This is a genomic window from Burkholderia sp. BDU5, from assembly GCF_001522845.1.
GTDB lineage: Bacteria > Pseudomonadota > Gammaproteobacteria > Burkholderiales > Burkholderiaceae > Burkholderia > Burkholderia mayonis.
This window is the reverse complement of the sequence record NZ_LOWC01000070.1, coordinates 26389-50954: the sequence shown is the minus strand read 5'-3', so window position 1 is coordinate 50954 and position 24566 is coordinate 26389. Positions and strand designations below refer to the sequence as shown.

Genomic DNA, 24566 nt, shown 5'->3' with positions numbered 1-24566 from the left:
ATCAAATCGAAAATGATGGGCACCACTTTGATGTCGGTTCTCGCCGTCGTCTACGACGGTCGTCGTGAGGTGCTTACCGCCATTGCCGGATCGCGAGATTTCCAGCGCAGCCGGTACGCCTAATTCGGTGCATGACGACCTGAAAGCCTGAGCATCTTCCCGCCAGTCGGCATCATCGAAATCGACGGCAAGAAAATGACAGGTATCGTCAGCCAGCAAGGGGTAGACGCCAATCGTGTGCCTACCAGCAAGGTGGTCATAGATGATCTGGTCGGACAACGGTATCAGGAGGCGGTGGCCGCAGTCGGAGCATTTGATTCGGGATTTCTCACACAAATACCGGGTCTCCACTCGTTGGCACAAGCGGGTGAGTAGCCTGATTTGCCAGCCTTGCTTTGCCATCTGACCGGATAAACATCGGTACGACCCTGAAACAGCCGGCGAAACAAAGCGACTTTCTCGTCCGTACTAAGCCGGCACACCTCGGACTGCTGCGGGGCTGCTGGCTCGGCCAACGACCGTTGGAAGTCGATGCCGTGCGCATCGAGCACGGCACGGAGCCGTGCATTTTCGGCGCGCAAACGCGCCAGTTCGCTAATCTCTGGCGTTGTGTCGGCGTCGCGAACGGGGTGGCCACCTTTCTGTCCCTGAACACGAACTGTTGGAGAGTCGTTCAATCCTTGTCCTTTGGGTAGGCAATTGCTATATAATGGTGATTATATAGCGAGGAGGGCGCCATGCTTACTTTCAAGGTCACAACTGTCGGGGCTTCTGCCGGTTTCATTCTTACCAAGGAGGCGATGGCACGGCTCAAGGTGCAGAAGGGCGATATCGTTTATCTGACCGAGGCCCCCGAAGGTGGTTATCGGATTACGCCGTACAACCCGGATTTTGAACGCCAGATGAAGTTGGCGGAAGAGATCATGCACGATGACCGCGATATTTTGCGGGCGCTAGCCAAATGACAGCATGGCGCTGGGTGCGTGCGGACCTGGCTTACGCAATCCATGATCGCCAGCTCGCAGAGCATGGCGGGCTCGATGGTGTGCGCGACAAGGGAGCGGTGGAGTCGGCACTGGCACGACCGCAGAATCTCGATGTTTATGCGAGTGCGGACGCGGCGGCGCTCGCCGCCGCATATGCCTATGGGTTAGCGCGGAATCATGGCTTTGCGGACGGCAACAAGAGAACCGCTTGGGTGGTTGCGCGCCTTTTCCTGGCAGACAACGGCTATCGGCTGAAGTTTGATCCGGCCGATGCCGTTAGGACCATGGAAATGGTTGCTGCTGGCGCGCTCGACGAAGCTGCGCTGGCGGAGTGGTTCCGGCAGCGGATCGCCGAGTAAGTCGGTGGACGATAAAACTCGAAACTCGCGCTGGTTTAACCAGTTACGGGCGTCCCTTGGGGGACGCCGATGACAGCATCCTTTCGGTGTACCGCGCGATCATGTCGATCTCCAGATTGACCTTCGCGCCGGCCTTCAGATGCCGCAGCGTCGTCACTTCGACCGTATGAGGAATCAGGTTGATCGAGAATGCACAGCCGTCGTCGCGGTCTTCGACCGAATTGACGGTGAGGCTCACGCCGTTGACGGTGATCGAGCCCTTGTACGCGAGATAGCGGCCGAGCTCGCGCGGCGCGAGTACGCGCAGTTCGTGCGATTCGCCGACGGGCGCAAAGTGCGTGACGGTGCCGAGGCCGTCGACGTGCCCGGACACGATGTGGCCGCCGAGGCGATCGTTCGCGCGCAGCGCTTTTTCGAGATTCACGTCGCCCGGCTCGGCGAGGCCGACCGTCTTGTTCAGGCTTTCGCGTGACACCTCGACGTCGAACGTGTCGGCCGTCTTCGCGACGACCGTCATGCACGCGCCCTGTATCGCAATGCTGTCGCCCAGTGCGACGTCGGTGAGGTCGAGCCCGCCCGCGCGCAACGCGAGACGTACGCCCGCGTCGGGCGAGGAGGCGATCGGCTCGATCGTTTCGATGCGGCCGACTGCCGCGACGATTCCGGTAAACATCGTGTCGGGTTCCGTTATGGGTGAGTAGGGGACGCGCTCGCGTGTGCGTTCGCGAAGCGCGCGAGGATGCGCAGGTCGTCGCCGACGCGCTCGACGCTATGAAACGCAAGCCGCGTGCGGTCGGCGAGCGACGCGGGCGCGGCGACTTCGAACATCGCGGCCGCGTCGGCGCCGAGCAGGCTCGGCGCGAGATAGACGAGCAGCTCGTCGACGCAGCGCTCGCGCAGCAGCGAGCCGTTCAGCTTGTGACCCGCTTCGACGTGCAGTTCGTTGATTCCGCGTTCGCCGAGCACGGCGAGCATGGCGGGCAGATCGACCTTGCCGCGCGCGTTCGCGAGCGGCACGATTTCCGCGCCGCGCGCGCGCAGCGCTTCCGCGCGCGCTTCGCTCTGCGAGTCGAGTGCGCCACAGAAGATGAGGAGCGAGCCGCCTTCGAGCAGGCGCGCGGAGAGCGGAATGTCGAGGCGGCTGTCGATCAGCACGCGGCGCGGCTGACGCGGCGTGTCGACGCCGCGCACGTTGAGCTGCGGATCGTCTTCGCGCACGGTGCCGATGCCCGTCAGGATCGCGCAGGCGCGCGCCCGCCATTTGTGGCCGTCGTCGCGTGCGGCGTCGCCCGTGATCCATTTGCTTTCGCCGGACGCGAGCGCCGTGCGCCCGTCGAGCGATGCGGCCGTCTTCATCCGCACCCAAGGCCGGCCGCGCGTCATCCGCGACACGAAGCCGATGTTCAGTTCGTGCGCCTCGTGCGCGAGCAGGCCGCAGCGCACGTCGATGCCCGCGTCGCGCAGCATCGCGAGGCCGCGCCCGGACACCTGCGGGTTCGGGTCCTCCATCGCCGCGACGACTTTGCCGACGCGCGCGTCGATCAGCGCGTGCGCGCACGGCGGCGTGCGGCCGAAGTGGCTGCACGGCTCGAGCGTCACGTAGACGGTTGCGTCGCGCAGGTCGCTGCCGTGCGCACGCGCGTCCTTCAGCGCCTGCACTTCCGCGTGATCCTGGCCTGCCGGCTGCGTGAAGCCCTCGCCGATCACGGCGTCGTCCTTGACGATCACGCAGCCGACGCGCGGATTCGGCGTCGTCGTATACATCCCGCGCGCGGCGAGCGCGAGCGCGCGCTGCATGTGGGTGAAGTCGTTTTCCGAGAACATCGGTGGGTCCTGTCTGTCGTCCAGCCGTTCAGGGGCGCAGCGCCGCGAACGCGCGGCGCGCGGCGTCGAGCGTCGCGTCGAGCGTGTCGTCGTCGTGCGCGCTCGACACGAAACCCGCTTCGTACGCGGACGGCGCGAAGTACACGCCTTCGTCGAGCATCAGATGGAAGAAGCGGTTGAAGCGCTCGACATCGCTCTTCGTCACGTCGGCGAAGCTCGCCGGCACGCGCTCGATGAAGTAGAGGCCGAACATCCCGCCGATCGCATCGGCCGAGAACGGCACGCCGGCTGCGCGCGCTTCGGCCGCGAGGCCGTCGGCGAGCCGGCGCGTCTTCTGCGCGAGCGCGTCGTGGAAGCCGGGCGCCTGGATCAGCTTGAGCGTCGCCAGGCCCGCCGCGACCGCGATCGGATTGCCCGACAGCGTGCCCGCCTGATAGACGCCGCCGAGCGGCGCGAGGTGCGACATGATGTCGCTGCGACCGCCGAACGCGGCGGCCGGCATCCCGCCGCCGATCACCTTGCCGAGGCACGTGAGGTCCGGCTTGATCCCGTAGTGTTGCTGCGCGCCGCCGAGCGCGACGCGGAAGCCGCACATCACTTCGTCGAAGATCAGCACGGCGCCGTGCTTCGTGCAGAGCGCGCGCAGCGCGTTCAGGAATTCGGGCGTGCCGCGCACGAGGTTCATGTTGCCTGCGACGGGCTCGACGATCACCGCGGCGATCTCGTCGCCGAATGCGGCGAACGCTGCTTCGAGCGCGGCGGCGTTATTGTATTCGAGGACGGTCGTGTGTTTCGCGACGTCGGCCGGCACGCCCGCCGACGTCGGGTTGCCGAACGTGAGGAGCCCCGAGCCCGCCTTCACGAGCAGGCTGTCCGCGTGGCCGTGGTAGCAGCCTTCGAACTTGACGATCCGGCTGCGGCCGGTGAAGCCGCGCGCGAGGCGAAGCGCGCTCATCGTCGCCTCGGTGCCGCTCGACACCATCCGCACCTGCTCGATCGACGGCACGAGCTTGCAGATTTCCTCGGCGATTTCGATCTCGGCTTCGGTCGGCGCGCCGAACGAGAAGCCGTCGGCGAGCACGCGCTGCACGGCCGCCAGCACGTCCGGGTGCACGTGGCCGACGATCATCGGGCCCCACGAGCCGATGTAGTCGATGTAGCGCTTGTCGTCCGCGTCCCAGAAGTATGCGCCTTGCGCGCGCGCGACGAAGCGCGGCGTGCCGCCGACCGAGCGGAATGCCCGCACCGGCGAATTGACGCCGCCCGGGATGGTTCGCTGGGCGCGTTCGAAGAGAGTTTGATTGTTCGACATGAATTGGACCTGCGAGAGAGTGCGCGCGAGCGGCGAAGCGCCGCGGCTCGCGTCGGGCGTATCGATTCGACTGATTGTACCGGAGACGCGCGGCGCGGATCCGGCCGGGGCTGCGGCGGTTGGGCGCGCGAGCAGCGCTGGGGGCGGCGCTGCTCGCGCGATGGGCGGTGCGGTCCGAGTTTGCCGGGCGGGGGGCGGGCCGGATTCGTCCGATTCTTTTCGTGCCGGCTCGCTTCGCCGCATTTGCCGGATCGACGGCGAGCCGCCGCGACGAAGGGCGGCTGGCTCGCCGGCTACGCGCGCCGCAGCGGCTTGCGCTTGCCGGTGAGCTCGGCCCAGCGCTTCTCGAGCGCGCCTTCGGCGATGGGCTTGATCGAGATGCCGGACGTCTGCGCATCCCACGTTTGCACCGAGAACGGATGCGCGCGCAGCGCGTCGCGCGGGATCACGACTTCGCCATGGCCGTCGACGAGCCAGTCGTAGACGAAATCGATGCAAAGCCGGTAGCCGCGCTTCATCTCCGGATCGGGCACTTCGTACGGTCCGCGCGTCACGTAGCCGGAGCCGAACACGCCTTTCGGCTCCTTCGCGACGCGGTGCAGGAACACGCGATCGCCCGGCAGGATGCTGCGCGAGAAGCCGCAGCCCCAGACGTCCGCGACCGCTTCGCCCGACTTCACGCGCTCGGCCATCTCGGGCAGCTCGGGCCACGGCCATTTCTTGGGGCTCCAGATCAGCAGGAAGGCGGTCATGTCGGCGGCTCGGCGCGGAATCGTCCAATGGAAACGGCGAGCTTACCCGATGCGCGGGCGTCGCGCGACGGCGGTGCGGGGCGAAAGGACGGCCGGATCAAGAAAATTGCCGTGGCCGGTGGCGGGCGAGCGCTGGTGCGTCGGGGCGGCGAGACGCTCGCGCGGGGGCGGCCTTGAATGGAAGGCGATGCGGAAACAGCGAAGCTTGGTAATTCGAGGCGCTGAAGCATTGAAGTAGCGAGCGCCGAGCACCAAACCGCCGAAGCACCGGAGCGCCAAACTGCCGACGCACCGACCGCCGGCGCCCCGAAAGCGCAAACCGACGCCCAATCCGGGCCGCGTCAAGAGCGCCGACGATGGGTCGCGTACAATCGAAACCTCGCGTCGGCCCGACCGGCCGACGTCCCCCCTGCCCGACCGTGCAGCGCGCTCACCGGCGCACGCCGGCCGCTTCCGTGGAATTCCAATGTCTCACGTCGCAAGACGCCGGCCTGACGGCCGGCTGATCCTGTTGCTCGGCGCGCTTGCCGCGTGCGGGCCGATCGCCACCGACATGTATCTGCCAAGCCTCCCCGCGATCGCGGACGGCTTCGGCGTGAGCGCCGCCGCCGCGCAGCGCACGCTGACGAGCTTCATGGCCGGCTTCTCGATCGGCATGCTGCTCTACGGCCCGCTGTCCGACACGTACGGCCGCCGTCCCGTGCTGCTCGGCGGCATCGCGCTCTTCACGCTCGCGAGCGTCGGCTGCTTCGTCGCCGCGTCGATCGACATGCTGATCGTCGTCCGCTTCCTGCAGGCGTTCGGCGCGGGCGCCGCGTCGGTGCTCGCGCGTGCGATCGCGCGCGACGCGCACGAGCCCGCCGACGCCGCGAAGGTGCTGTCGATGGTCGCGATCGTCACCGCGGTCGGGCCGCTTCTCGCCCCGCTCATCGGTGGGCAGGTGCTGCGCTTCTCCGGCTGGCGCGGCGTGTTCGTCGTCCTCACGCTGTTCGGCGCGGTATGCGCGGCGGCCGCGTTCCTGCGCGTGCCCGAGACCTGGCCGCGCGAGAAGCGCGCGAGCGCGGCCGTGCTGCGCTCGTTCGCCGCGTACGGACGCATCGTCGCCGATCCGGTCGCATGGGGCCACATGCTGTGCGGCGGGATGGCGTTCGCGTCGATGTTCGCGTACATCACCGCGACGCCGTTCGTCTACATCGACTATTTCCACGTATCGCCGCAGCATTACGGGCTGCTGTTCGGGCTGAACGTCGTCGGCATCATGATCGGCAACTTCCTGAACACGCGTCTCGTCGGCCGCGTCGGCTCGCTGAAGATCATTGCCGCCGCGTCGCTGCTGAGCTGCGCGGCGTCGCTTGCTGTCGCGTTCTTCGCGCTCACGGGGCTGGGTGGCCTGTGGTCGATCGTCACGAGCCTCTTTTTCGTCGTCGGCGTCGTCGGCATCCTGTCGGCGAACTGCACGACCGACCTGATGCACCGCTATCCGCACAACGCGGGCGCCGCGGCCGCCGTGTTCGGCGCGATGCAGCTCGCGCTCGGCGCGCTCGCGAGCGTCGCGATCGGCGCGCTCGCCAACGGCACGCCGTTCGCGATGGGCGTGACGATCGGCGTCACGGGCCTGTTGTGCTTCGGCGGGCGCATGCTCGTGCTGCGCTGGCACGGCCGGCCGGTGAAGGGCCGACTGAGCAACGTCGACGTCGCGTAAAAAAGCGCCGGCGGCTCGCAAGCGAACCGCCGGCCCCGCGGCTCGCCGCCGCGCGACGCGAAGGGCCGCGTCGCGCGCGCGATCACGACGCGTGCGCGACGCCGTACTGCGACGACAGATATCGCCGGATATCGTCGGGCGCGTTGATGAAGCGCGTGCCGTCGCGCTCCTGAACGGCGACCGACGCGTCGTTCGGCATCCGGCCGTTGCCGAGCACGATCACCGGCGCGGACTGATTGGTTTCGCCGATCAGCGCCACGATCGCGTTGCGCGGGCGCGGCGCGTCGATGTACTCGACGTCGACCGCGTCGCGCAGTTGCGGGAAGAAGCTCAGCAAGCCTTCGACCGCCACCGAATCGCCGCAGTAGAACGGGCCTTCCGCGCCGCTGTAGAAGCCCGGACGAAGAATGAACAGTTTGTCTTTCATGGTTGTCTCGCAAAGGTTGGACTACGTGGGTTGGGGCAGGCGCCGGCGATACGCGTGGACACCGCGTGAGAGCGTCCCGCTGCCCGCGCGGCATCGCGGCGGGTCAGGCTTCGATCTGCGTCGGCGCGGCGGCGCGCAGCCGTGAGAATCCGGCTTCGAGGTCGGCGATCATGTCGTCCGGGTGTTCGAGGCCCGCGTGAATCCGCAGCAGCGGGCCTTCCCGCTTCCATTGCGTCGCCGTGCGACAGCATGCCGGGTTCGACCGGAGGATCAGGCTTTCGAAGCCACCCCAGCTGTAGCCCATGCCGAAGCACGTCATCCCGTCGAGCATCGCGCGCAGCGCTTCGTCCGATTGCGGGCGCAGCACGACGCCGAACAATCCGCTCGCGCCCGTGAAGTCGCGCCGCCAGAGCGCGTGTCCGGGCGAACCGGGCCGCGCCGGATACAGGATCTCGGCGACTTCGGGCTGCCCGGCGAGCCATTCCGTCAGCGCGTGCGCATTGCGCTGGTGCCGCTCGAGCCGCACCGACAGCGTGCGCAGCCCGCGCAGCGCGAGATACGCGTCGTCGCCGCTCACGGTCATGCCGAGTTGCCGGTAGAAGCGGTTGATCTTCGGATAGAGCGCGTCGGTCGTCAGGATCGCGCCCATCAGCACGTCGGAGTGGCCCGAGATGTACTTCGTCGCCGCATGAATCGACACGTCGACGCCGTGCTCGAACGAACGGAAATAGAGCGGCGTCGCCCACGTGTTGTCCATCAGCACGATCGCGTCGTGCCGATGCGCGATCCGGCTGATCGCCGGAATGTCCTGCACTTCGAACGTCAGCGAGCCGGGCGACTCGACGAACACGGCGCGCGTATTCGGACGCATCAACGCGGCGATGTCCGCGCCGATCGACGGATCGAAGTACGTCGTCTCGATGCCGAGGCGCGCGAGCGTTTCCGCGCAGAACGCTCGCGTCGGGTCGTAGACGGAGTCCGTCATCAGCAGATGGTCGCCAGGACCGAGCGTCGCGAGCAGCGACGTCGTGATCGCGCTCAGCCCGCTCGGCGTGAGCATCGCGCGATGCGCGCCTTCGAGACGAGCGAGCGCGGCCTCGAGCGCGCGCGTGGTCGGGCTGCCGCCGCGCCCGTAGGCGCTCGGCGTGCCGCTCGCGTGCTTCAGCGTGTCGACGCTGTCGAAGAGCAGCGTCGATTGCCGGTAGACGGGCGGGTTCACGGGCGCGCCGAGCTGGCTGTGCGTGCGGCCCTCGTGGGCGAGGACGGTATCGGTCGAATGCGTGGCGTTCAAGGCGTGATCCTCTGGTCGTCTGTTCAATCGAGGTGAATCGAGCGGCGTCGCGTGTCGCGGCGTGGCAGTTCGTGAAGTCATGTTAATTGCGCGAGATCGGAAATTGTTTTTAAAGATTCGCGCGCATCCGGATAAGATTGGAAAAATTTTCTAATCCGGTGGAGATATGGACAAACGCGATACTCAGATGCTCACGTTGCTGCAACAGGACGCGACGATCGGCCTGAACGACCTCGCGAAGGCGGTGAACCTGTCGCCGACGCCGTGCTGGCGCCGGCTGCAGAAACTGCGTGAAGACGGCGTGATCTGCCGGCAGGTCGTGCTCTGCGATCCGGCGAAGCTGAATCTCGGGCTCACCGCGTTCGTGACGGTGCGCTCGAACCAGCACGGCGACGCGTGGACGATGCGCTTCATCGAGGCCGTCCGCGCGATTCCGGAGATCATCGAAATCTATCGGATGAGCGGCGACGTCGATTACCTGTTGAAGGTCGTCGTGCCCGACATCGCCGGCTACGACAGCGTCTACAAGCGGCTCATCAAGAGCGTCGAGCTGATGGACGTGAGCTCCGCGTTCGCGATGGAGGTCATCAAGCGCACGACCGCGCTGCCGCTCGATTACGTCGCGACCGAGTGACGCGGGCGCGCGGCCTGCCGACGACGATCGCCGGCGGGCCGCGCAAGATTCGCGATCGCGACGTGCGCGCGAGTTCGCGAATCAATCCGTGCCGCACGCGTCGCGATACGCGAACAGCGCGGGCGCGCCGCCCGTGTGCAGGAACAGCACCGGGCCGTTTCGTTCGAAGCGGCCGCGCGCGATGCCGTCGAGCAGGCCCGCCATCGCCTTGCCCGTGTACACGGGATCGAGCAGCAGCCCCTCGGTCCGCGCGAGCAGCCGGACTGCTTCGATGCCCGCGCGATTGGGCTCGCCGTAGCGCGGCGCGAAGTAGTCGTCCCACAGATCGATGCGCGTGTCGGCCGGCGTCGAGATGTCGAGCAGCTCGCTCGTCCGGTCGAGCAGTTGCTGCACCTTCGGACGCTGCGCCGCATCGGTGCGCGACACGGTGACTCCGATCACGGGCAGCGACGGCAATGCGTGCGAGAGCGCGAACGCGAGACCCGCATGCGTGCCCGCGCTGCCGGACGCGAGCACGACGGCCGAGAAGTCGAGTCCCCCCGCGCGGATCTGCTGCGTGAGCTCGAGACCCGCGCGCACGTAGCCGAGTGCGCCGAGCGCATTCGATCCTCCGATCGGAATCACGTACGGACGGCGTCCTTCGTCGCGCAGCTGCTGCGCGGCCGCTTCGAGCTGCCGGTCCGCGTCGTCGAGGCTGCCGACTTCGTGCGCGCGCACGCGGAACAGATCGAGCAGCAGCCGGTTGCCGCTCCGCAGATAATCGTCGCGTGCGGTGCCGATCGGGTTCTCGAGCAGCGCGACGCAATCGAGGCCGAGCTGCGCGGCGAGCGCCGCGGTCTGCCGGACGTGATTCGACTGGATCGCGCCCGCGGTCACGAGCACGTCCGCCTTCTCACGGATCGCGTCCGCGGCGAGAAACTCGAGCTTGCGCAGCTTGTTGCCGCCCATCGCGAGCGGCGTGAAATCGTCGCGCTTCACGTAGACGTCGCGGCCGACGTGCGCCGACAGGCGCGGCAGCCGTTGCAGCGGCGTCGCCGCGTCGATCAGGTTCAGGCGCGCAAAGGCGCTCAGTCGGGTTGAAAGAGGCGTCGTCGTGTTCATGCCGGGTCGAGGTGTCGGGTGGAGGATATCGAGTCGAAGTGTCGGGTCGACGTGTCGCGGCCGGCGGCGGCATGCGGCGCGGGTCAGTGCAGGATCTTGTCGAGGAAGTCGCGTGCGCGCTCGGAGCGCGGCGCATCGAAGAACGCGTCGCTCGCCGCGTCTTCGACGATCACGCCGCGATCCATGAACAGCACGCGATGCGCGACCTTGCGCGCAAAGCCCATCTCGTGCGTGACGCAGACCATCGTCATCCCTTCGCGAGCGAGCTCGACCATCACGTCGAGCACTTCGTTGATCATCTCCGGATCGAGCGCGGACGTCGGTTCGTCGAACAGCATCGCGACGGGATTCATCGACAGCGCACGCGCGATCGCGACGCGCTGCTGCTGGCCGCCCGACAATTGGCCGGGGAATTTCCGCGCATGCGCTTTCAGCCCGACGCGGTCGAGCAGGCGCAGCCCGGTGTCGTGCGCGTCGTCCCTCGCGCGGCGCAGAACCTTGATCTGCGCGAGCGTGAGGTTGTCGAGAACGGACAGGTGCGGGAACAGTTCGAAATGCTGGAACACCATGCCGACGCGCGCACGCAGTTGCGCGAGCTTGACCGACGGATCGTCGAGCCGCGCGCCGTCGACGGTGATGCTGCCTTTCTGGAACGGCTCGAGGCCGTTGATCGTCTTGATGAGTGTCGACTTGCCGGAGCCGGACGGGCCGCAGACGACGACCACTTCGCCTTTCGAGACCGCCGCGCTGCAATCGGTGAGGACCTGATGCTTGTCGTACCACTTCGATACGTTGTCGAGAGTAATCATGTCGGGGTGCTTCGTGAGTGGCGGGACGCGCGGCCGTCCGGGAGCCGGACGGCCGGCGCGCGGGGATCAGTGCGTCGACGGCAGCGCGCAGCGCGTTTCGATGCGGCCCTGCAGTCGCGCGAGCAGCGTGCTCAGCACCCAGTAGATCGCAGCGGCGGCGAGATACAGCGGCAGCGGCTGGAACGTCGACGCGATCACTTCCTGCGTCGAGCGCAGCAGCTCCGTGACGGTGATGACGGAGACGAGCGACGTGTCCTTGATGAGGCTGATCAGCGTGTTGCCGAGGCTCGGCACTGCGAGACGCAGCGCCTGCGGGCAGATCACATGGCGCAGTGTTTGCACGTGCGTGAAGCCGAGACTGTGCGATGCGGCCCACTGGCCGCGGCCGATGCCGAGGATCGCGCCGCGCATGCTTTCCGACAGGTACGCGCCCGCGTTGAGCGTGAGTGTGAGGATGCCAGCGGAGGTCGGATCGAGCGAGATGCCGATGCTGGGCAGTCCGTAGTAGACGACGAACATTTGCACGAGGAGCGGCGTGCCGCGCATCACGCTGACGTAACCCTGAGCGATCGCGGACAGGGGCTTGTTGTTGCCGATGCGCACGATCGCGACGAGAAGGCCGACGATCAAGCCCAGCATCATCGACGCGACCGCGAATTTGATCGTGAGCACCGCGCCTATCGCCAGGATGGGAAGGCTGTGAACGATCAGATTGAACGCTTCCATGAACTTGTCTCCAGATCGTTGCCGGGCGCGCCGGCGGCGCAATGCGGGCCGACGCGCGCACGGGCAGTTGCGGTCAACGTACGTTGGGGGTTGTCGTGTCGGAGCCGAACCACTGCATCGAGATCTTTTTCAGCGTGCCGTCCTGGCGCATCGCCGCGAGCGCGTCGTCGATCGCCTTCGCGAACTTCGGATTACCCTTGCGGAACGGAATGCCCATTTGCGTGTCGGCGCCGGGAATCATGTTGCCCGTGCGCAGCGGCAGGTGCGAGCGCTTGATCAGGTACGAAAGCATCAGGTGGTCATTCACGGCCGCGTCGATCCGGCCCGTTGCGAGATCGCTCAGCATCTCCGCATCGCCGGGATAGGTTCGCAGGCCGACCTCGGGCACCGTCTTCACGAGATCCGCATAGTTGCTGCCCAGCACGACACCCGCCTTGAGGCCCTTCAGGTCGTTCAGCGACTTGAACGCGCGCGAATCGTTTTCACGCTGCAGCAGCTGCACGCTCGAGTACACGTACGGCTGGCTGAAGTCGAGCGCCTGCTTGCGCGCCGGCGTGATCCCAACCTGGTTGACGATCACGTCGAACTTTCCCGCTTGCAGGCCGGCGAGGATCCCGCTCCATTCGGTCGTGATGAATTGAGGCTTCACGCCGAGCCGCGCGGCGACGGCCTTCGCCACGTCGACGTCGAATCCTTCGAGCTGGCCGTCGCTGTTGCGGTAATCGAACGGCGGGTACGTGCCTTCGAGCGCGATCTTGAGCACGCCGGCTTGCTTGACGCTGTCGAGCAGGTCGGCCGCGTGCGCGGAGGCGGTCGCGATGCCCACGAGCGCGGCGGCGACTGCTGACGTGAACATCGGTTTGAATGCCTTCATCTTGATCTCCGTTGATAAAAACTGATCGGGTGATTTCGCGGCTGCGTCGTCGCTTCGGCGGCGATCCCGGCACCGCGCGGATTCATGCGGGATGTGCGGGGCGGGGCGTCGTCCGGCGGCTACGAAAGCGAGTCGATTGAAGGTAAGCTTAATTTTGTCAAAATGGAAAATGTTTCCAAAGAAGTGCGGACTTTGGCCGCCGCGTGGAAAGTTTTTCTAGTGCTTTGGAAGGTTGCGCAAACAATCTGCTGTGGGTGCAACCAGGTGCGACGGGTCGAAGGATTTGCCCGCGTGCCGGTCCCACGCAATGCGGCCGCACAAAAAAACCGGAGCCCCCAGGCTCCGGTTCACTGCGATTCGCGGCTCGCGGCTCGCGTCAGTCTTTTGCCGCAGGCGCCGCGCCGTGGCTCAGCCAGTCGAGCACGTCGGCGGCTTCGTCGTCCGCACTCGTGCCCGCGCGCACCTTCGCGCGCGCCATCGCCTCCGCGAGTTCCGCGTTCGGCGCGGCGCGGCGGATCGCGACGCCGACCGCGAGGATGTCGATCATCACGAGATGCAGGATTCGCGAGATCATCGACAACTGCGACTCGCGCATCTCGATGTGATCGGTCTCGAGCGCGACCGTCGCGCGCTTCGCGAGCGGCGTGTTGCTCGACGTGATCGCGATCACCTTCGCGCCCGCCTGCATCGCGACGTCGAGTACGCGCAACAGCTCCGGCGCGCGGCCCGACTTCGACACAGCGACGATCACGTCGCCCTTGCCGAGGAGCGCCGCGGACGCCGCCTGCATGTACAGGTCGCCGTACGCGATCGTCGGGATTCCGAAGCGGAAGAACTTGTAGTGCGCGTCCTGCGCGACGATGTTCGAATTGCCGAGCCCGTAGAACTCGATGCGCCGCGCGTTGTTGAGGATGTCGATCGCCTGCTCGACGTGCTCGAAGTTCAGATGCTCGCGCAACTGGAGAATCGCCGATACCGTGTTGTCGAGCACCTTCGCGCCGAAGTCGGTGGCGGTGTCGCCGAGATGCACCTGGCTGTGGCTCATCGGAATCGTGCCCGTCAGGCCTGTCGCGAGCTTCAGCTTGAAATCCGACAGCCCCTGGCAGCCGAGCGAGCGGCAGAAGCGGATGACGGTCGGCTGGCTCACGTCGGCCTTGCGCGCGATGTCGACGATCGGATCGTTGATGATCGAGCGCGGATGGTTGAGCGCGAGATCGGCGACGCGGCGTTCGGCGGGCGTCAGCGCATCGCGCATCTGCCGGATCCGCTCGAACACGGCCGACGACGCGCCGCCCGTGCGGTTCGACAACTGCTCGGCGAGGATCGCCGACACGCCGAGGAACGCCGGATACTCGGCGGTGATGAGGTAGGTCGGGATGTTCGCGAGATAGGTCTCGAAGCGGCCCTTCGCCTCGAAGCGCGCGCGAAACGGCGAGCGCATGAACAGCTCGCCCAGCTTCGGCACGACGCCGCCGCCGATGTAGATGCCGCCCAGCGCGCCGAGCGTCACCGCGAGGTTGCCCGCGAACGTGCCGAGAATTCCGCAGAAGCACTTGACCGCCTCGAGCGCGAGCGCATCGCCCGCGTGCGCGCGCTCGACGATGTCGGCCGTGTCGACGTTCGCGGCGGCCCGCTTCTTGTCGCGCGCGGCGAGCGCGCGATAGATGATCTCCATGCCCGGGCCCGCGCACACGCGCTCGAACGACACGTGCGGATACTTGCGGCGCGCGTACTGCAACACGAGATCCTCGCGTTCGTCCATCGGCGCGAACGTCGCGTGGCCGCCTTCGCTGCCGAGCGCGATCCAGCGATCGTCGGCCGGGATGAGGCCCGACACGCCGAGCCCCGTGCCCGGTCCCATCAGGCCGATCACGCTGTTTTGCCGGCGCGCGCCGCCGCCGATCTGCACGCGCTGCGCGTCGGTGAGGCCCGGCAGCGCCATCGCGAGCGCGGTGAAATCGTTGACGACGAGGAGCGTGTCGAAGCCGAGCGCGCGGCGCGTCGCTTCGATCGAGAAGCTCCAGTTGTGATTCGTCATCCGGACCTGATCGCCGTCGACGGGATTCGCGATCGCGATCGCCGCGTGGTTCACGCGGCCGATCTTCACGTCCTTCAGATACTTGCGGATCGCGTCGGTGAGCGTCGGATAGTCGGCGCCCGGGTACACGCGGATCTGCGTGATCTCGCCCGGGCCCGTCTCGAGCGCGAAGCGCGCGTTCGTGCCGCCGACGTCGGCCAATAGGCGCGGCCCGTCGGCGTGCTGGCTCGCCGCGGCGACGTTAGTTTGCGCACCAGTAGACATCGAGCTTCGTCCCCTTGTCGTTGGCGAGTTGCGAAATCGCGTTCTTCTGCGGCGCGGCGGCGGCCGCCTCGAGCACCTCGCGCTTGCGGCTTCCCGCAATCAGCAGGAACAGGCGGTCGATGCGCTTCAGCGCGTCGAGCGACAGGCTCACGCGCGCATGCGGCGCGGCGCCCGGATGGACGGCGACGAAGCGCTCGGTCGTCGCGATCGCGTGATCCCATTCGGGCGCGTCCGCGAAGATCGATGCGGTGTGGCCGTCCTCGCCCATGCCGAGCACGGCGACGTCGGGCAGCGGATGCGCGGGGCTCTGATTGAGCGCGGCGACCTGCGTGTCGGGCGACTCGCGCAGGTCGACGAGCGGCGCGAAGCGCGCGTGCGCGGCCGCGTTTCGCAGCAGCGTTTCGTGTACGAGCTTCGCGTTGCTTGCGTTGTCGGTATCGGGGACCCAGCGGTCGTCGACGAGCGTCACGTCGATCCGCGGCCAGTCGAGCGCGGCGCTCGACAGCGTTTGCAGGAACGGCCGCGGGCTCGTGCCGCCCGACACTGCGAGCGTTGCGCGCGCGCGCTGCGCGAGCGCTGCCGCGAGCGCTTCGCCGACCGCTTGCGCGAGCGCTTCGGATTGCGCGCGCGGGCTTTCGAAAGCGTGAACCTCGATCACTTCTCCTCCAGACTGCCTTTATTGAATTGAATGAATTCAGTGGGAACCATCGAGCGGCTCGCATGCGAAACCGCACGCGCGCCGCTTTGCATCAGTTTTCTTCTTCGAGCCAGCAGGTGCCGTGCTGCGCGAGCATCGCGCTCGCGGCGGCGGGGCCCCAGGTGCCGGCCGCGTACGGCTTCGGCGGCTTCGCCGAGCGCGCCCATTCGTTCAGGATCGGCTCGACCCAGCGCCATGCGGCTTCCTGTTCGTCACGACGGACGAAGAGCGCGAGGCGGCCGTTGATCACGTCGAGCAGCAGGCGCTGATACGCCTCCATCTGGCCTTCCTTGAAGAACTGGTCGAACGCGAGGTCGAGGTGCACGCTCGCGAGATTCATCCCTTCGCCCGGCTGCTTCGCGAGGCAGTACAGACGAATCGACTCGTTCGGCTGCAGCCGGATCACGAGGCGGTTCGCGCCCGCGCGCAGCGCAGTGGGCCCGAGCGCCGAGTGCGGCACCGGACGGAAGTTGACGACGATCTCCGCGACGCGGTCGGCGAGCCGCTTGCCGGTGCGCAGGAAGAACGGCACGCCGGCCCAGCGCCAGTTCTCGATCTCGACCTTCAGCGCGACGAACGTCTCGGTCTGGCTGTCGGACTTCACGCCGGACTCGGTCGCGTAGGCGGGCACCTGCGCGCCCTTGATCACGCCCGCGTGGTACTGGCCGCGCACGGCGACCTTGCCGATGTCGCGCGGATCGACGGGCTTCAGCGCGCGCAACACGCGCAGCTTCTCGTCGCGGACCGAATCGGAATCCATCGAGTGCGGCGGCTCCATCGCGACGATCGACAGAAGCTGCAGCAAGTGGTTTTGCACCATGTCGCGCAGCGCGCCGGTATTGTCGTAGAAATCGCCGCGGGCTTCGACGCCGAGCTCCTCGGCGATCGTGATCTGGATGCTCTCGACCCATTCGCGGCGCCACAGCGGCTCGAAGAGCGCATTGCCGAAGCGCAGCGCGAGCAGGTTCTGCACCGGCTCCTTCCCGAGGTAGTGGTCGATCCGATAGATCTGATCTTCGGCGAAGATCTCGCCGACTGCGTCGTTGATCGCGTTCGACGAGCGCAGGTCGTAGCCAAGCGGCTTCTCGAGCACGATCCGCGCGCCTTCGTTGAGGCCCGCGGCGGCGAGCGCCTTGCAGATCGGCACGAAGAGCGACGGGCCCGTCGCCAGATAGAACACGCGGATGCCCGACAGCCGGCCGACCGCATCGCGCAGCAACGCGTAGTCCTCCGCGCGGCCGAGGTCGAGCTTCACGTACACGATGCGCTCGAGGAAGCCCTGCCAGACGGATTCGTCGAACGCGCCGCCCACCGCCTTCGCCGCGTGCGGCTTCACGTGCTCGTCGACCCATTGCAGGTAGCCGTCGCGGTCCGCCGCATGGCGGGCCACGGCGACGATCCTGCCGGCTTCCGACAGCATGTTCGCGCGGTGCGCCTCGAAGAGCGCGGGGAGAATCTTGCGCATCGACAGATCGCCGGTGCCGCCGAAGAGAACGAAGGTGAAGCTCGAATCGGTATGCATGTGTCTCCGCCGTTTGGGGATGCCCGCGACGCGGGCCGTAGTGCGATAAAAATATTTTTGACACTGAATTGTAGTTTAACTACAATCCGCCGCAAGGGGTAGCACCCGAACGAAGAAAAGAAGCGCACGGCATGAAGAGGCGCGATCTTCGGACGGGCCGTGCGGCGCGAGCGCCGCACGTGGAAATGTTATCGGACATTGATGAAGCGCATGTTCGCGCGCGTCGCTGCCCCGGGTTCGAGCCGCGCGGCGGCGGAACCGGATAGCCCAAAGAGGAGACAGTCGTTGAATCTCGAGTCACTCAGTTCCTAAGAGCCCGCGGCCGGCATCGGCCCGCACGCATCATGCGTCGTTCGCGGCTCGATTTCCCGTGTCGTTCCGTAGCAAAGCCGGCTTTCACGCATCCGCGCAGTCGAAAGCCTGACGAATCGATCCAAATCTGGAGGAGATAACTGATGAAAATTCGCGCGATCATGGGCGCGCTCGGCGCCGCAGGCCTGTTGTTCGGCGCCGCAGCGGCGCAAGCAGCCGAGAACGTCACGGTGCTGCACTGGTGGACGTCGGGCGGTGAATCGAAGGCGGTCGGCGCACTGAAGGACGACCTGCAGAAGCAGGGCTACGTCTGGAAGGACTACGCGGTCGCGGGCGGCGCGGGCGCCGCGGCGATGACCGCGCTGAAGACGAAGGTCATCAGCGGCGACGCGCCGTCGGCCGCGCAGATCAAGGGGCCGCTGATCCAGGAATGGGCGGATCAGGGCGTGCTCGTGAACATCGATTCCGCCGCGGGCGACTGGAAGCAGAACCTGCCGCCCGAGATCGACAAGATCATCAAATACAAGGGCAACACCGTCGCGGCGCCGTTCTCGGTGCACCGCGTCAACTGGCTCTACATCAACAAGGCCGCGCTCGACAAGATCGGCGCAAAGCCGCCCGCGACGTGGCCCGAATTCTTCCAGATCGCCGACAAGCTGAAGGCGGCGGGCATCCAGCCGGTCGCGATGGGCGGTCAGCCGTGGCAGGACCTGACGCTGTGGGAAGACGTCGTGCTGTCGCAAGGCGCCGACTTCTACAAGAAGGCGCTCGTCGATCTCGACCAGAAGACGCTCACGTCGGACAAGATGCTGGAAGTGTTCAACACGGTCCGCAAGATCCAGGGCTACTTCGACACCGGCCGCAACGGCCGCGACTGGAACCTTGCGACCGCGATGGTCATCAACGGCCGCGCCGGCATGCAGTTCATGGGCGACTGGGCGAAGGGCGAGTTCGAGGCGGCGGGCAAGAAGCCGGGCAAGGACTACATCTGCGCGGCGGTGCCGGGCACGGCGAATGCGTACACGTTCAACGTCGATTCGTTCGTGTTCTTCCAGCAGAAGGGCCAGAAGGCGGCGACGCCCGGCCAGATCGCGCTCGCGAAGACGATCATGACGCCCGCATTCCAGGAGCAGTTCAGCTTGCTGAAGGGCTCGATCCCAGTGCGTCTCGGCGTGAAGATGGACAAGTTCGACGATTGCGCGAAGAAGTCCTACGCTGATGAACAGACGGCGATCAAGTCGGGCGGCTACGTGCCGTCGCTCGCGCATGGGATGGCGCAGGGCGACGCGACGGCGGGCGCGATCACCGACGTCGTGACGAAGTTCATGAACTCGCAGCAGGACTCGAAGAGCGCGGTTGCCGCGCTCGCACGAGCCGCGAAGGTGAAGTAACGCACGGCGCGGGCGCCCGGTTTCACGCATCGTCGCGCCGGGTGCTTCGTGCTGCAACCGCAGCAAACGGGCCGCGTGCCGGCCCGCGCCGTACCCGCCGCCCGCGCCGGCTTCTTGCCGACGCGCAGGCGACCTCGTTCCAGGAGTCGAAACACGTGGCTGCCCCTCTTAGCGGAAACGGAACCAGCGCGGCTGCCGCGCACCGCACGTCGCCGCTGTCGGCGTTCGCCGACCGCTGGATTCCGAAACTGGTGCTCGCGCCCAGCATCGCGATCGCCTTGGTTTTCATCTATGGCTTCATCGCCGTCACCGGCTATCTGTCGCTGACGAATTCCCGGCTGTTGCCAAACTACGGCTTCGACGGCTTCGGCCGCTATTCGGATCTGTTCCAGAACGACGTCTGGTGGACGTCGGCCGCGAACCTCGGCTGGTTCGGCGTTCCGTTCATCGCGATCTGCGTCGTGCTCGGTCTCTTTCTCGCGATCCTGCTCGACCAGAAGATCCGCAACGAAGGCGCGCTGCGCGCGGTGTTCCTGTATCCGATGGCGCTGTCGTTCATCGTCACGGGCACCGCGTGGCAGTGGGTCCTGAACCCGGGCCTCGGCCTCGAGAAGGTGATGCACGACTGGGGCTGGACGAGTTTCTCGTTCGGCTGGCTCGACGATCCGGACAAGGCGATCTTCTGCGTCGTGATCGCGGCCGTCTGGCAGTCGACGGGCTTCGTGATGGCGCTCTTCCTCGCCGGCCTGCGCGGCGTCGACAGCGAGATCTTCAAGGCGGCGCAGGTCGACGGCGCGACGCTGCCCACGATCTACCGCAAGATCGTGATTCCGAGCATGCGCCCCGTGTTTTTCTCGGTGCTCCTGATCCTCTGCCACATCACGATCAAGACCTTCGACCTCGTCGTCGCGCTGACGGCGGGCGGGCCGGGCACGTCGTCGTCGCTGCCCGCGATGTTCATGTACACGTATTCGTTCAATCGGGGGCAACTCGGCGTCGGCGCGGCGTCGTCGGTGATGATGCTCGCGACGGTCGTCGCGGTGCTCGTGCCGCTGATGTATCTGGAATCGAGGAGCACCCGCAATGCAGCCTAAGATGACCATCAGCCGGGCAGTCATTTACGCGGCGCTGATCCTGTTCGCGTTGTACTTCCTGTTTCCGATCTACGTGATGCTGTCGACGTCGTTCAAGGACCTCGACCAGCTGCGCACCGGCAACCTGCTGACGCCGCCGTCGAACTGGACTTTCTCGCCGTGGGTGAAGGCGTGGAGCGAGGCGTGCACCGGCGTGCGCTGCGACGGGATGAAGCCGTTCTTCTTCAATTCGATCAAGATGGTGATTCCGGCCGTGCTGATCTCGTCGCTGATCGGCGCGTTCAACGGCTATGTGCTCACGCACTGGCGCTTCCGCGGCGCGGACGCGCTCTTCACGATGCTGCTCGTCGGCTGCTTCATCCCGTTCCAGGTGATCCTGCTGCCGATGGCGCGGCTGCAGGGCTTCTTCGGAATGGCCAACACGATTCCCGGCCTCGTGTTCGTGCACGTCGTGTACGGGATCGCGTTCACGACGATGTTCTTCCGCAACTTCTACGTGAGCGTGCCGGCCGAGCTCGTGAAGGCGGCGCGCATCGACGGCGCGGGCTTCTTCACGATCTTCACGAAGATCCTGCTGCCCGTGTCGCTGCCGATCTTCATGGTGTGCCTGATCTGGCAGTTCACGCAGATCTGGAACGACTTCCTGTTCGGGATCGTGTTCTCGGGCGTCGATTCGATGCCGATCACGGTCGCGCTGAACAACCTCGTCAACACGTCGACGGGCGTGAAGGAATACAACGTCGACATGGCGGGCGCGATCATCGCCGCGCTGCCGACGCTCCTCGTCTACGTGATCGCCGGCCGCTACTTCGTGCGCGGCCTGACGGCGGGCGCGGTCAAGGGGTGACGTCGGGACGCTCGACGCGAACATGCAGGCGCCGCGCGCGGCGCAACGATACGAGACACGACGCGGCGCACGCGCGCCGCACTGAGACAGAGGATTCACAGCATGGCAAGCCTTTCCATCCGTGACGTGTACAAGACCTACCCGAACGGGGTGCCCGTCCTCAAGGGCGTCGACATCGACATCGAGGACGGCCAGTTCCTGATTCTCGTCGGCGGTTCGGGCTGCGGGAAGTCGACGCTCCTCAACATGATCGCGGGCCTCGAGACCGTGACGAAGGGCGAGATCCGGATCGGCGACAAGGTCGTCAACGACCTGTCGCCGAAGGATCGCGACATCGCGATGGTGTTCCAGTCGTACGCGCTGTATCCGTCGATGACGGTGCGCGAGAACATCTCGTTCGGCCTCAACATCCGCAAGGTGGCGAAGAGCGAGCAGAAGCAGATCGTCGACCGCGTCGCCGCGATGCTGCAAATCGAGCACCTGCTCGACCGCAAGCCGGGCCAGCTGTCGGGCGGCCAGCGGCAGCGCGTCGCGATGGGCCGCGCGCTCGCGCGCGATCCGTCGCTGTTCCTGTTCGACGAGCCGCTGTCGAACCTCGACGCGAAGCTGCGCATCGAGATGCGCGCCGAGATCAAGCTGCTGCACCAGCGCCTCGGCACGACGATCGTCTACGTGACGCACGACCAGATCGAGGCGATGACGCTCGGCGACCGGATCGCCGTGATGAAGGACGGCGTCGTCCAGCAGTTCGGCGCGCCGCAGGAGATCTACGATTCGCCGTCGAACCTGTTCGTCGCGGGCTTCATCGGCGCGCCGCCGATGAACTTCATCAGCGGCAAGCTCGTCGAGCAGGGGAGCGGCGTCGGCATCGAGCTCGATACGGGCGCGATGCGCGGCGTGCTGAACCTGCCGTTCGACGCGAAGCGGATGAACGGCCACGTCGGCCGCGACGTGATCCTCGGGCTGCGGCCCGAGCGGATCACCGATGCGAGGAGCGCGCACAACGGCGAGACGTCGCGGCTGCAGCCGGTCGACGTGACGGTCGACGTGACCGAGCCGACCGGCCCGGACACGCACGTGTTCGCGCAGGTCAACGGCAAGCGGATCGTGAGCCGCGTGCACCCGGCCGCCGATCCGAAGCCGCAGCAGAAGCTGTCGCTGTTGTTCGACGTGTCGAAGGCGGTGCTGTTCGATCCGTCGACGGAAGCGCGGATCGCGTGATCCGGCGCGGGCGGCGCTCGGCGACGCGGCGCGGCTTGCGCGCAGCGTTCGTCGTGTGCCGTGCGTCGTGCGTCGCTACGTCGATCGCGGGTGATTCGGGGGATCGCGGGGCGAAGTCAGGGAAGAGAAGGGCGGCCGTGCGTGCACGGGCCGCCCTTTTTGTTCCGTGCATCGTGCGCGGCTAGCGCCTGTTCGTGCTCCCGCCGAACGCGGTCGCGAGCGCGACGACGAACGTGCCGACCGAATCGAGCCGGTTCTTGCGCGCCTCGACGAAGCCCGAGATCGCGAACGGGAGGGGCGCGATCGCCTCCAGGGCCGCGATCGCGAGCGTGGGCCTGGGCGGCACGCGGCCTCCGGTCGCCGCTCTACGCCGGCTGCAGCAGCACGAGCACCGCGCCCGCGCCGCCGTCGTGGCCGCGCGCCTGGCAGAACGCGATCACCTCGTCCTTCTGCACGAGCCACGCGCGCACCTTGCCTTTCAGCACCGGCTCCTTGCCGGCTGAGCCGAGCCCCTTGCCATGGATCACGCGCAGGCAGCGCAGGCCTTTCTTGCCCGCTTCGCGGATGAATTCGGCGAGCGCATCGCGCGCCTCGTCGCGCCGCATTCCGTGCAGGTCGAGTTGCGCCTGGACGATCCACGCGCCGCTTCTCAGCTTGCGCACGACATCGCGGCTCACGCCGGGGCGGTGGTAGTAAAGCGTCTCGTCGGTGTCGAGCAGCGTCTCGGGATCGAATTCGTCGGACAAGGTCTCGGACAGCACCGCTTCCTCGTCTTGCTGCGTGTGCTTCGGCACGGGCGCGGGCGGCGGGCGGCCGCTCTCGGCGCGCGACGGCGCGGCGAGCGGCGTGATCTCGCCGATCTCGCGGCGGAACAGGTCGGCATCCGCGGCGTTCCGGCGGGCGGCCTGCTTCGCCTGCGCCGCTTCGCGCGTGCGGCGCTCGGATTCGCCCGCGAGCGTCGCACGCAGCGCGCCGAGCCCGGCCAGGCCCTGGCCGCGCAGCGCGGCGGGCGGCGGAGGCGGGCTCGCGGGCGCGGGAGTCGGTTCGACGGCCCGTGCGGCGGCTTGCCGCTTCGCGGGGTCGCTCGGATGAGGCTGGTTTTTCGCCATGATGAATCGGATGCGGATGGGCGGGCGCGCCGACGCTGCGGTTTCGCCCGACGGACATGAAAAAGCCGCTGCGCGATGCACAGCGGCTGCGGTGTTCCAGACCCGGCAGGCGGCGCGCGGCGATGCCATTGTAGCGCCGCGCGGCGCGCTTACTTGCGGTCGTGCGGGCTTTCGAGATAGCGCTGCGCGTCGAGCGCCGCCATGCAGCCCGTGCCCGCGCTCGTGATCGCCTGACGGTAGATGTGGTCCTGCACGTCGCCCGCCGCGAACACGCCCGGCACGCTCGTGCCCGTCGCGTTGCCCGACAGGCCGCTGTTCGTGATGATGTAGCCGTCCTTCATCTCGAGCTGGCCCTTGAAGATGTCGGTGTTCGGCTTGTGGCCGATCGCGATGAAGAGGCCCTGCACCGCGACGTCCTCGGTCGCGCCCGTCTTCGCGTGCTTGACGCGCACGCCCGTCACGCCGGAAGCGTCGCCCGTCACTTCGTCGAGCACGTGGTCCCATTTGATCTCGACGACGCCTTCCTTCTCCTTCTCGAGCAGACGGTCGACGAGGATCGGCTCCGCACGGAACTTGTCGCGGCGGTGGATCACCGTGACCTTCTTCGCGATGCCCGTCAGGTAGAGGGCTTCCTCGACGGCCGTATTGCCGCCGCCGACGACGGCGACGTTCTGGCCGCGGTAGAAGAAGCCGTCGCAGGTCGCGCAGGCCGATACGCCCTTGCCCATGAACGCTTCTTCCGACGACAGGCCGAGGTACTGCGCGGACGCGCCCGTCGCGATGACGAGCGCGTCGCACGTGTATTCGCCCGCGTCGCCGATGAGGCGGATCGGCTTTTCATGCAGCTTCGCGGTGTGGATGTGGTCGAACACGATTTCGGTGTTGAAGCGCTCCGCGTGCGCGAGGAAGCGCTGCATCAGCTCCGGGCCCTGCACGCCGTCCGGATCGGCCGGCCAGTTTTCGACGTCGGTCGTCGTCATCAGCTGGCCGCCTTGCGCGATGCCCGTGATCAGGAGGGGCGACAGGTTCGCGCGGGCCGCGTAGACGGCCGCCGTGTAGCCGGCGGGGCCGGAACCGAGAATCAGGACTTTCGCGTGTTTGGGCGTGGGCATGTGCAGGATCCGTAAAAATGCGGCCGGCCGGGCGGATGACGCTGCCGGGCGGCACGTTGCGAGCGGGATACCGTCGCAGATGGGTGCAAAGCTCGCATTATAAAGGCCTGCTTGCTGCGCCGCCGAATGGACTTTTTCAATCGGCGCGATAGCGTCGCGCCG

At 66.9% G+C, this 24566-nt stretch carries 25 protein-coding genes and 1 pseudogene; 8 read left to right on the top strand and 18 right to left on the bottom strand.

Features of this window, described 5'->3' with window-relative positions; translation table 11 throughout:
• Positions 1-402 (bottom strand): TOTE conflict system archaeo-eukaryotic primase domain-containing protein (locus WS69_RS34730; RefSeq protein ID WP_442854902.1); only part of this gene is annotated, 402 nt, incomplete at its 3' end.
• The gene (locus WS69_RS34725; RefSeq protein WP_231747133.1) at positions 285-677 is read right to left on the bottom strand and encodes a TOTE conflict system archaeo-eukaryotic primase domain-containing protein; all 393 of its coding nucleotides are present in this window, start codon (positions 675-677) and stop codon (positions 285-287) included. The genes WS69_RS34730 and WS69_RS34725, both read right to left, overlap by 118 nt.
• A gap of 60 nt (positions 678-737) precedes the next feature.
• Here WS69_RS34725 and WS69_RS13230 point away from each other — a divergent pair, with 60 nt between their 5' ends.
• Together WS69_RS13230 and WS69_RS13225 are read left to right on the top strand one after the other, a co-directional pair.
• Positions 738-965: a hypothetical protein gene (locus tag WS69_RS13230; RefSeq protein WP_059471221.1), complete on the top strand. Its 228-nt coding sequence runs from the start codon at positions 738-740 to the stop codon at positions 963-965.
• The gene (locus WS69_RS13225) at positions 962-1345 is read left to right on the top strand and encodes a type II toxin-antitoxin system death-on-curing family toxin (RefSeq protein WP_059471220.1); all 384 of its coding nucleotides are present in this window, start codon (positions 962-964) and stop codon (positions 1343-1345) included. The genes WS69_RS13230 and WS69_RS13225 overlap by 4 nt, the downstream gene beginning before the upstream one ends.
• Before the next feature lie 43 nt (positions 1346-1388).
• Here the strand turns inward: WS69_RS13225 and WS69_RS13220 are convergent, their stop codons facing one another.
• The 4 genes from WS69_RS13220 to WS69_RS13205 form a co-directional block, all read right to left on the bottom strand.
• Positions 1389-2018, bottom strand: a complete 630-nt coding sequence (locus WS69_RS13220; protein ID WP_059471219.1) for a riboflavin synthase — start codon at positions 2016-2018, stop codon at positions 1389-1391.
• A gap of 14 nt (positions 2019-2032) precedes the next feature.
• Positions 2033-3169, bottom strand: a complete 1137-nt coding sequence (gene ribD, locus WS69_RS13215; protein WP_059471218.1) for a bifunctional diaminohydroxyphosphoribosylaminopyrimidine deaminase/5-amino-6-(5-phosphoribosylamino)uracil reductase RibD — start codon at positions 3167-3169, stop codon at positions 2033-2035.
• Positions 3170-3197: 28 nt separating this feature from the next.
• Positions 3198-4643, bottom strand: a complete 1446-nt coding sequence (hemL, locus tag WS69_RS13210) for a glutamate-1-semialdehyde 2,1-aminomutase (RefSeq protein ID WP_442854903.1) — start codon at positions 4641-4643, stop codon at positions 3198-3200.
• Between the two features lie 131 nt (positions 4644-4774).
• Positions 4775-5233, bottom strand: a complete 459-nt coding sequence (locus WS69_RS13205; protein ID WP_059471216.1) for a hypothetical protein — start codon at positions 5231-5233, stop codon at positions 4775-4777.
• A gap of 466 nt (positions 5234-5699) precedes the next feature.
• Between WS69_RS13205 and WS69_RS13200 the strand changes: the two genes are divergently transcribed.
• Positions 5700-6935: a Bcr/CflA family multidrug efflux MFS transporter gene (locus WS69_RS13200; protein WP_059471215.1), complete on the top strand. Its 1236-nt coding sequence runs from the start codon at positions 5700-5702 to the stop codon at positions 6933-6935.
• 82 nt (positions 6936-7017) lie between these two features.
• On the opposite strand, the gene WS69_RS13195 is transcribed toward WS69_RS13200, so the two are convergent.
• A complete protein-coding gene (locus WS69_RS13195; protein ID WP_059471214.1) occupies positions 7018-7362 on the bottom strand; it encodes a DUF3088 domain-containing protein in 345 nt (114 codons plus the stop codon).
• Positions 7363-7465: 103 nt separating this feature from the next.
• A complete protein-coding gene (gene metC / locus WS69_RS13190; protein ID WP_059471213.1) occupies positions 7466-8653 on the bottom strand; it encodes a cystathionine beta-lyase in 1188 nt (395 codons plus the stop codon).
• A 166-nt stretch (positions 8654-8819) separates the two neighbouring features.
• Between metC and WS69_RS13185 the strand changes: the two genes are divergently transcribed.
• Positions 8820-9287, top strand: a complete 468-nt coding sequence (locus WS69_RS13185) for an Lrp/AsnC family transcriptional regulator (protein WP_059471212.1) — start codon at positions 8820-8822, stop codon at positions 9285-9287.
• Positions 9288-9368: 81 nt separating this feature from the next.
• Here WS69_RS13185 and WS69_RS13180 read toward each other — a convergent pair whose 3' ends face one another.
• From WS69_RS13180 to zwf, 7 genes are all read right to left on the bottom strand, one after another.
• Complete coding sequence (locus WS69_RS13180; protein ID WP_059471211.1) at positions 9369-10388, bottom strand: D-cysteine desulfhydrase; 1020 nt, start codon at positions 10386-10388, stop codon at positions 9369-9371.
• An 83-nt stretch (positions 10389-10471) separates the two neighbouring features.
• Positions 10472-11197, bottom strand: a complete 726-nt coding sequence (locus tag WS69_RS13175; protein ID WP_059471210.1) for an amino acid ABC transporter ATP-binding protein — start codon at positions 11195-11197, stop codon at positions 10472-10474.
• A 66-nt stretch (positions 11198-11263) separates the two neighbouring features.
• On the bottom strand, positions 11264-11923 hold the full coding sequence (locus WS69_RS13170) for an amino acid ABC transporter permease (RefSeq protein ID WP_059471209.1): 660 nt from the start codon (positions 11921-11923) through the stop codon (positions 11264-11266).
• Positions 11924-11996: 73 nt separating this feature from the next.
• On the bottom strand, positions 11997-12797 hold the full coding sequence (locus WS69_RS13165) for a transporter substrate-binding domain-containing protein (protein ID WP_059471208.1): 801 nt from the start codon (positions 12795-12797) through the stop codon (positions 11997-11999).
• 376 nt (positions 12798-13173) lie between these two features.
• Positions 13174-15099 carry a bifunctional transcriptional regulator/glucokinase gene (locus WS69_RS13160; RefSeq protein ID WP_059471207.1) on the bottom strand — a complete coding sequence of 642 codons (1926 nt, stop codon included), beginning with the start codon at positions 15097-15099 and terminating at the stop codon, positions 13174-13176.
• Positions 15077-15757, bottom strand: a complete 681-nt coding sequence (gene pgl / locus WS69_RS13155) for a 6-phosphogluconolactonase (protein WP_059471206.1) — start codon at positions 15755-15757, stop codon at positions 15077-15079. The genes WS69_RS13160 and pgl overlap by 23 nt, the downstream gene beginning before the upstream one ends.
• 91 nt (positions 15758-15848) lie before the next feature.
• Positions 15849-17318, bottom strand: coding sequence for a glucose-6-phosphate dehydrogenase (zwf, locus tag WS69_RS13150; protein WP_059471205.1), 1470 nt, complete (start codon positions 17316-17318; stop codon positions 15849-15851).
• 455 nt (positions 17319-17773) lie between these two features.
• On the opposite strand from zwf, the gene WS69_RS13145 reads away from it, so the two are divergent.
• The 4 genes from WS69_RS13145 to WS69_RS13130 all read left to right on the top strand — a co-directional run bounded on the left by WS69_RS13145 (position 17774) and on the right by WS69_RS13130 (position 22183).
• Positions 17774-19021: an ABC transporter substrate-binding protein gene (locus WS69_RS13145; protein WP_059471204.1), complete on the top strand. Its 1248-nt coding sequence runs from the start codon at positions 17774-17776 to the stop codon at positions 19019-19021.
• A 155-nt stretch (positions 19022-19176) separates the two neighbouring features.
• Positions 19177-20115: a carbohydrate ABC transporter permease gene (locus tag WS69_RS13140; protein ID WP_059471203.1), complete on the top strand. Its 939-nt coding sequence runs from the start codon at positions 19177-19179 to the stop codon at positions 20113-20115.
• A complete protein-coding gene (locus WS69_RS13135; RefSeq protein WP_059471202.1) occupies positions 20105-20962 on the top strand; it encodes a carbohydrate ABC transporter permease in 858 nt (285 codons plus the stop codon). Before WS69_RS13140 ends, WS69_RS13135 begins: the two co-directional genes overlap by 11 nt.
• Positions 20963-21064: 102 nt before the next feature.
• Positions 21065-22183 (top strand): ABC transporter ATP-binding protein, encoded by a 1119-nt coding sequence (locus WS69_RS13130; RefSeq protein ID WP_059471201.1) that lies wholly within the window; start codon positions 21065-21067, stop codon positions 22181-22183.
• A gap of 187 nt (positions 22184-22370) precedes the next feature.
• Here WS69_RS13130 and WS69_RS30960 read toward each other — a convergent pair.
• From WS69_RS30960 to trxB, 3 genes and pseudogenes are all read right to left on the bottom strand, one after another.
• Positions 22371-22529, bottom strand: a pseudogene (locus WS69_RS30960) (TRIC cation channel family protein); the annotation flags it as partial.
• 19 nt (positions 22530-22548) lie between these two features.
• On the bottom strand, positions 22549-23292 hold the full coding sequence (locus WS69_RS13125) for a Smr/MutS family protein (protein WP_059471200.1): 744 nt from the start codon (positions 23290-23292) through the stop codon (positions 22549-22551).
• Positions 23293-23441: 149 nt separating this feature from the next.
• Positions 23442-24404, bottom strand: coding sequence for a thioredoxin-disulfide reductase (trxB, locus tag WS69_RS13120; protein WP_059471199.1), 963 nt, complete (start codon positions 24402-24404; stop codon positions 23442-23444).
• Positions 24405-24566: the final 162 nt, after the last annotated feature.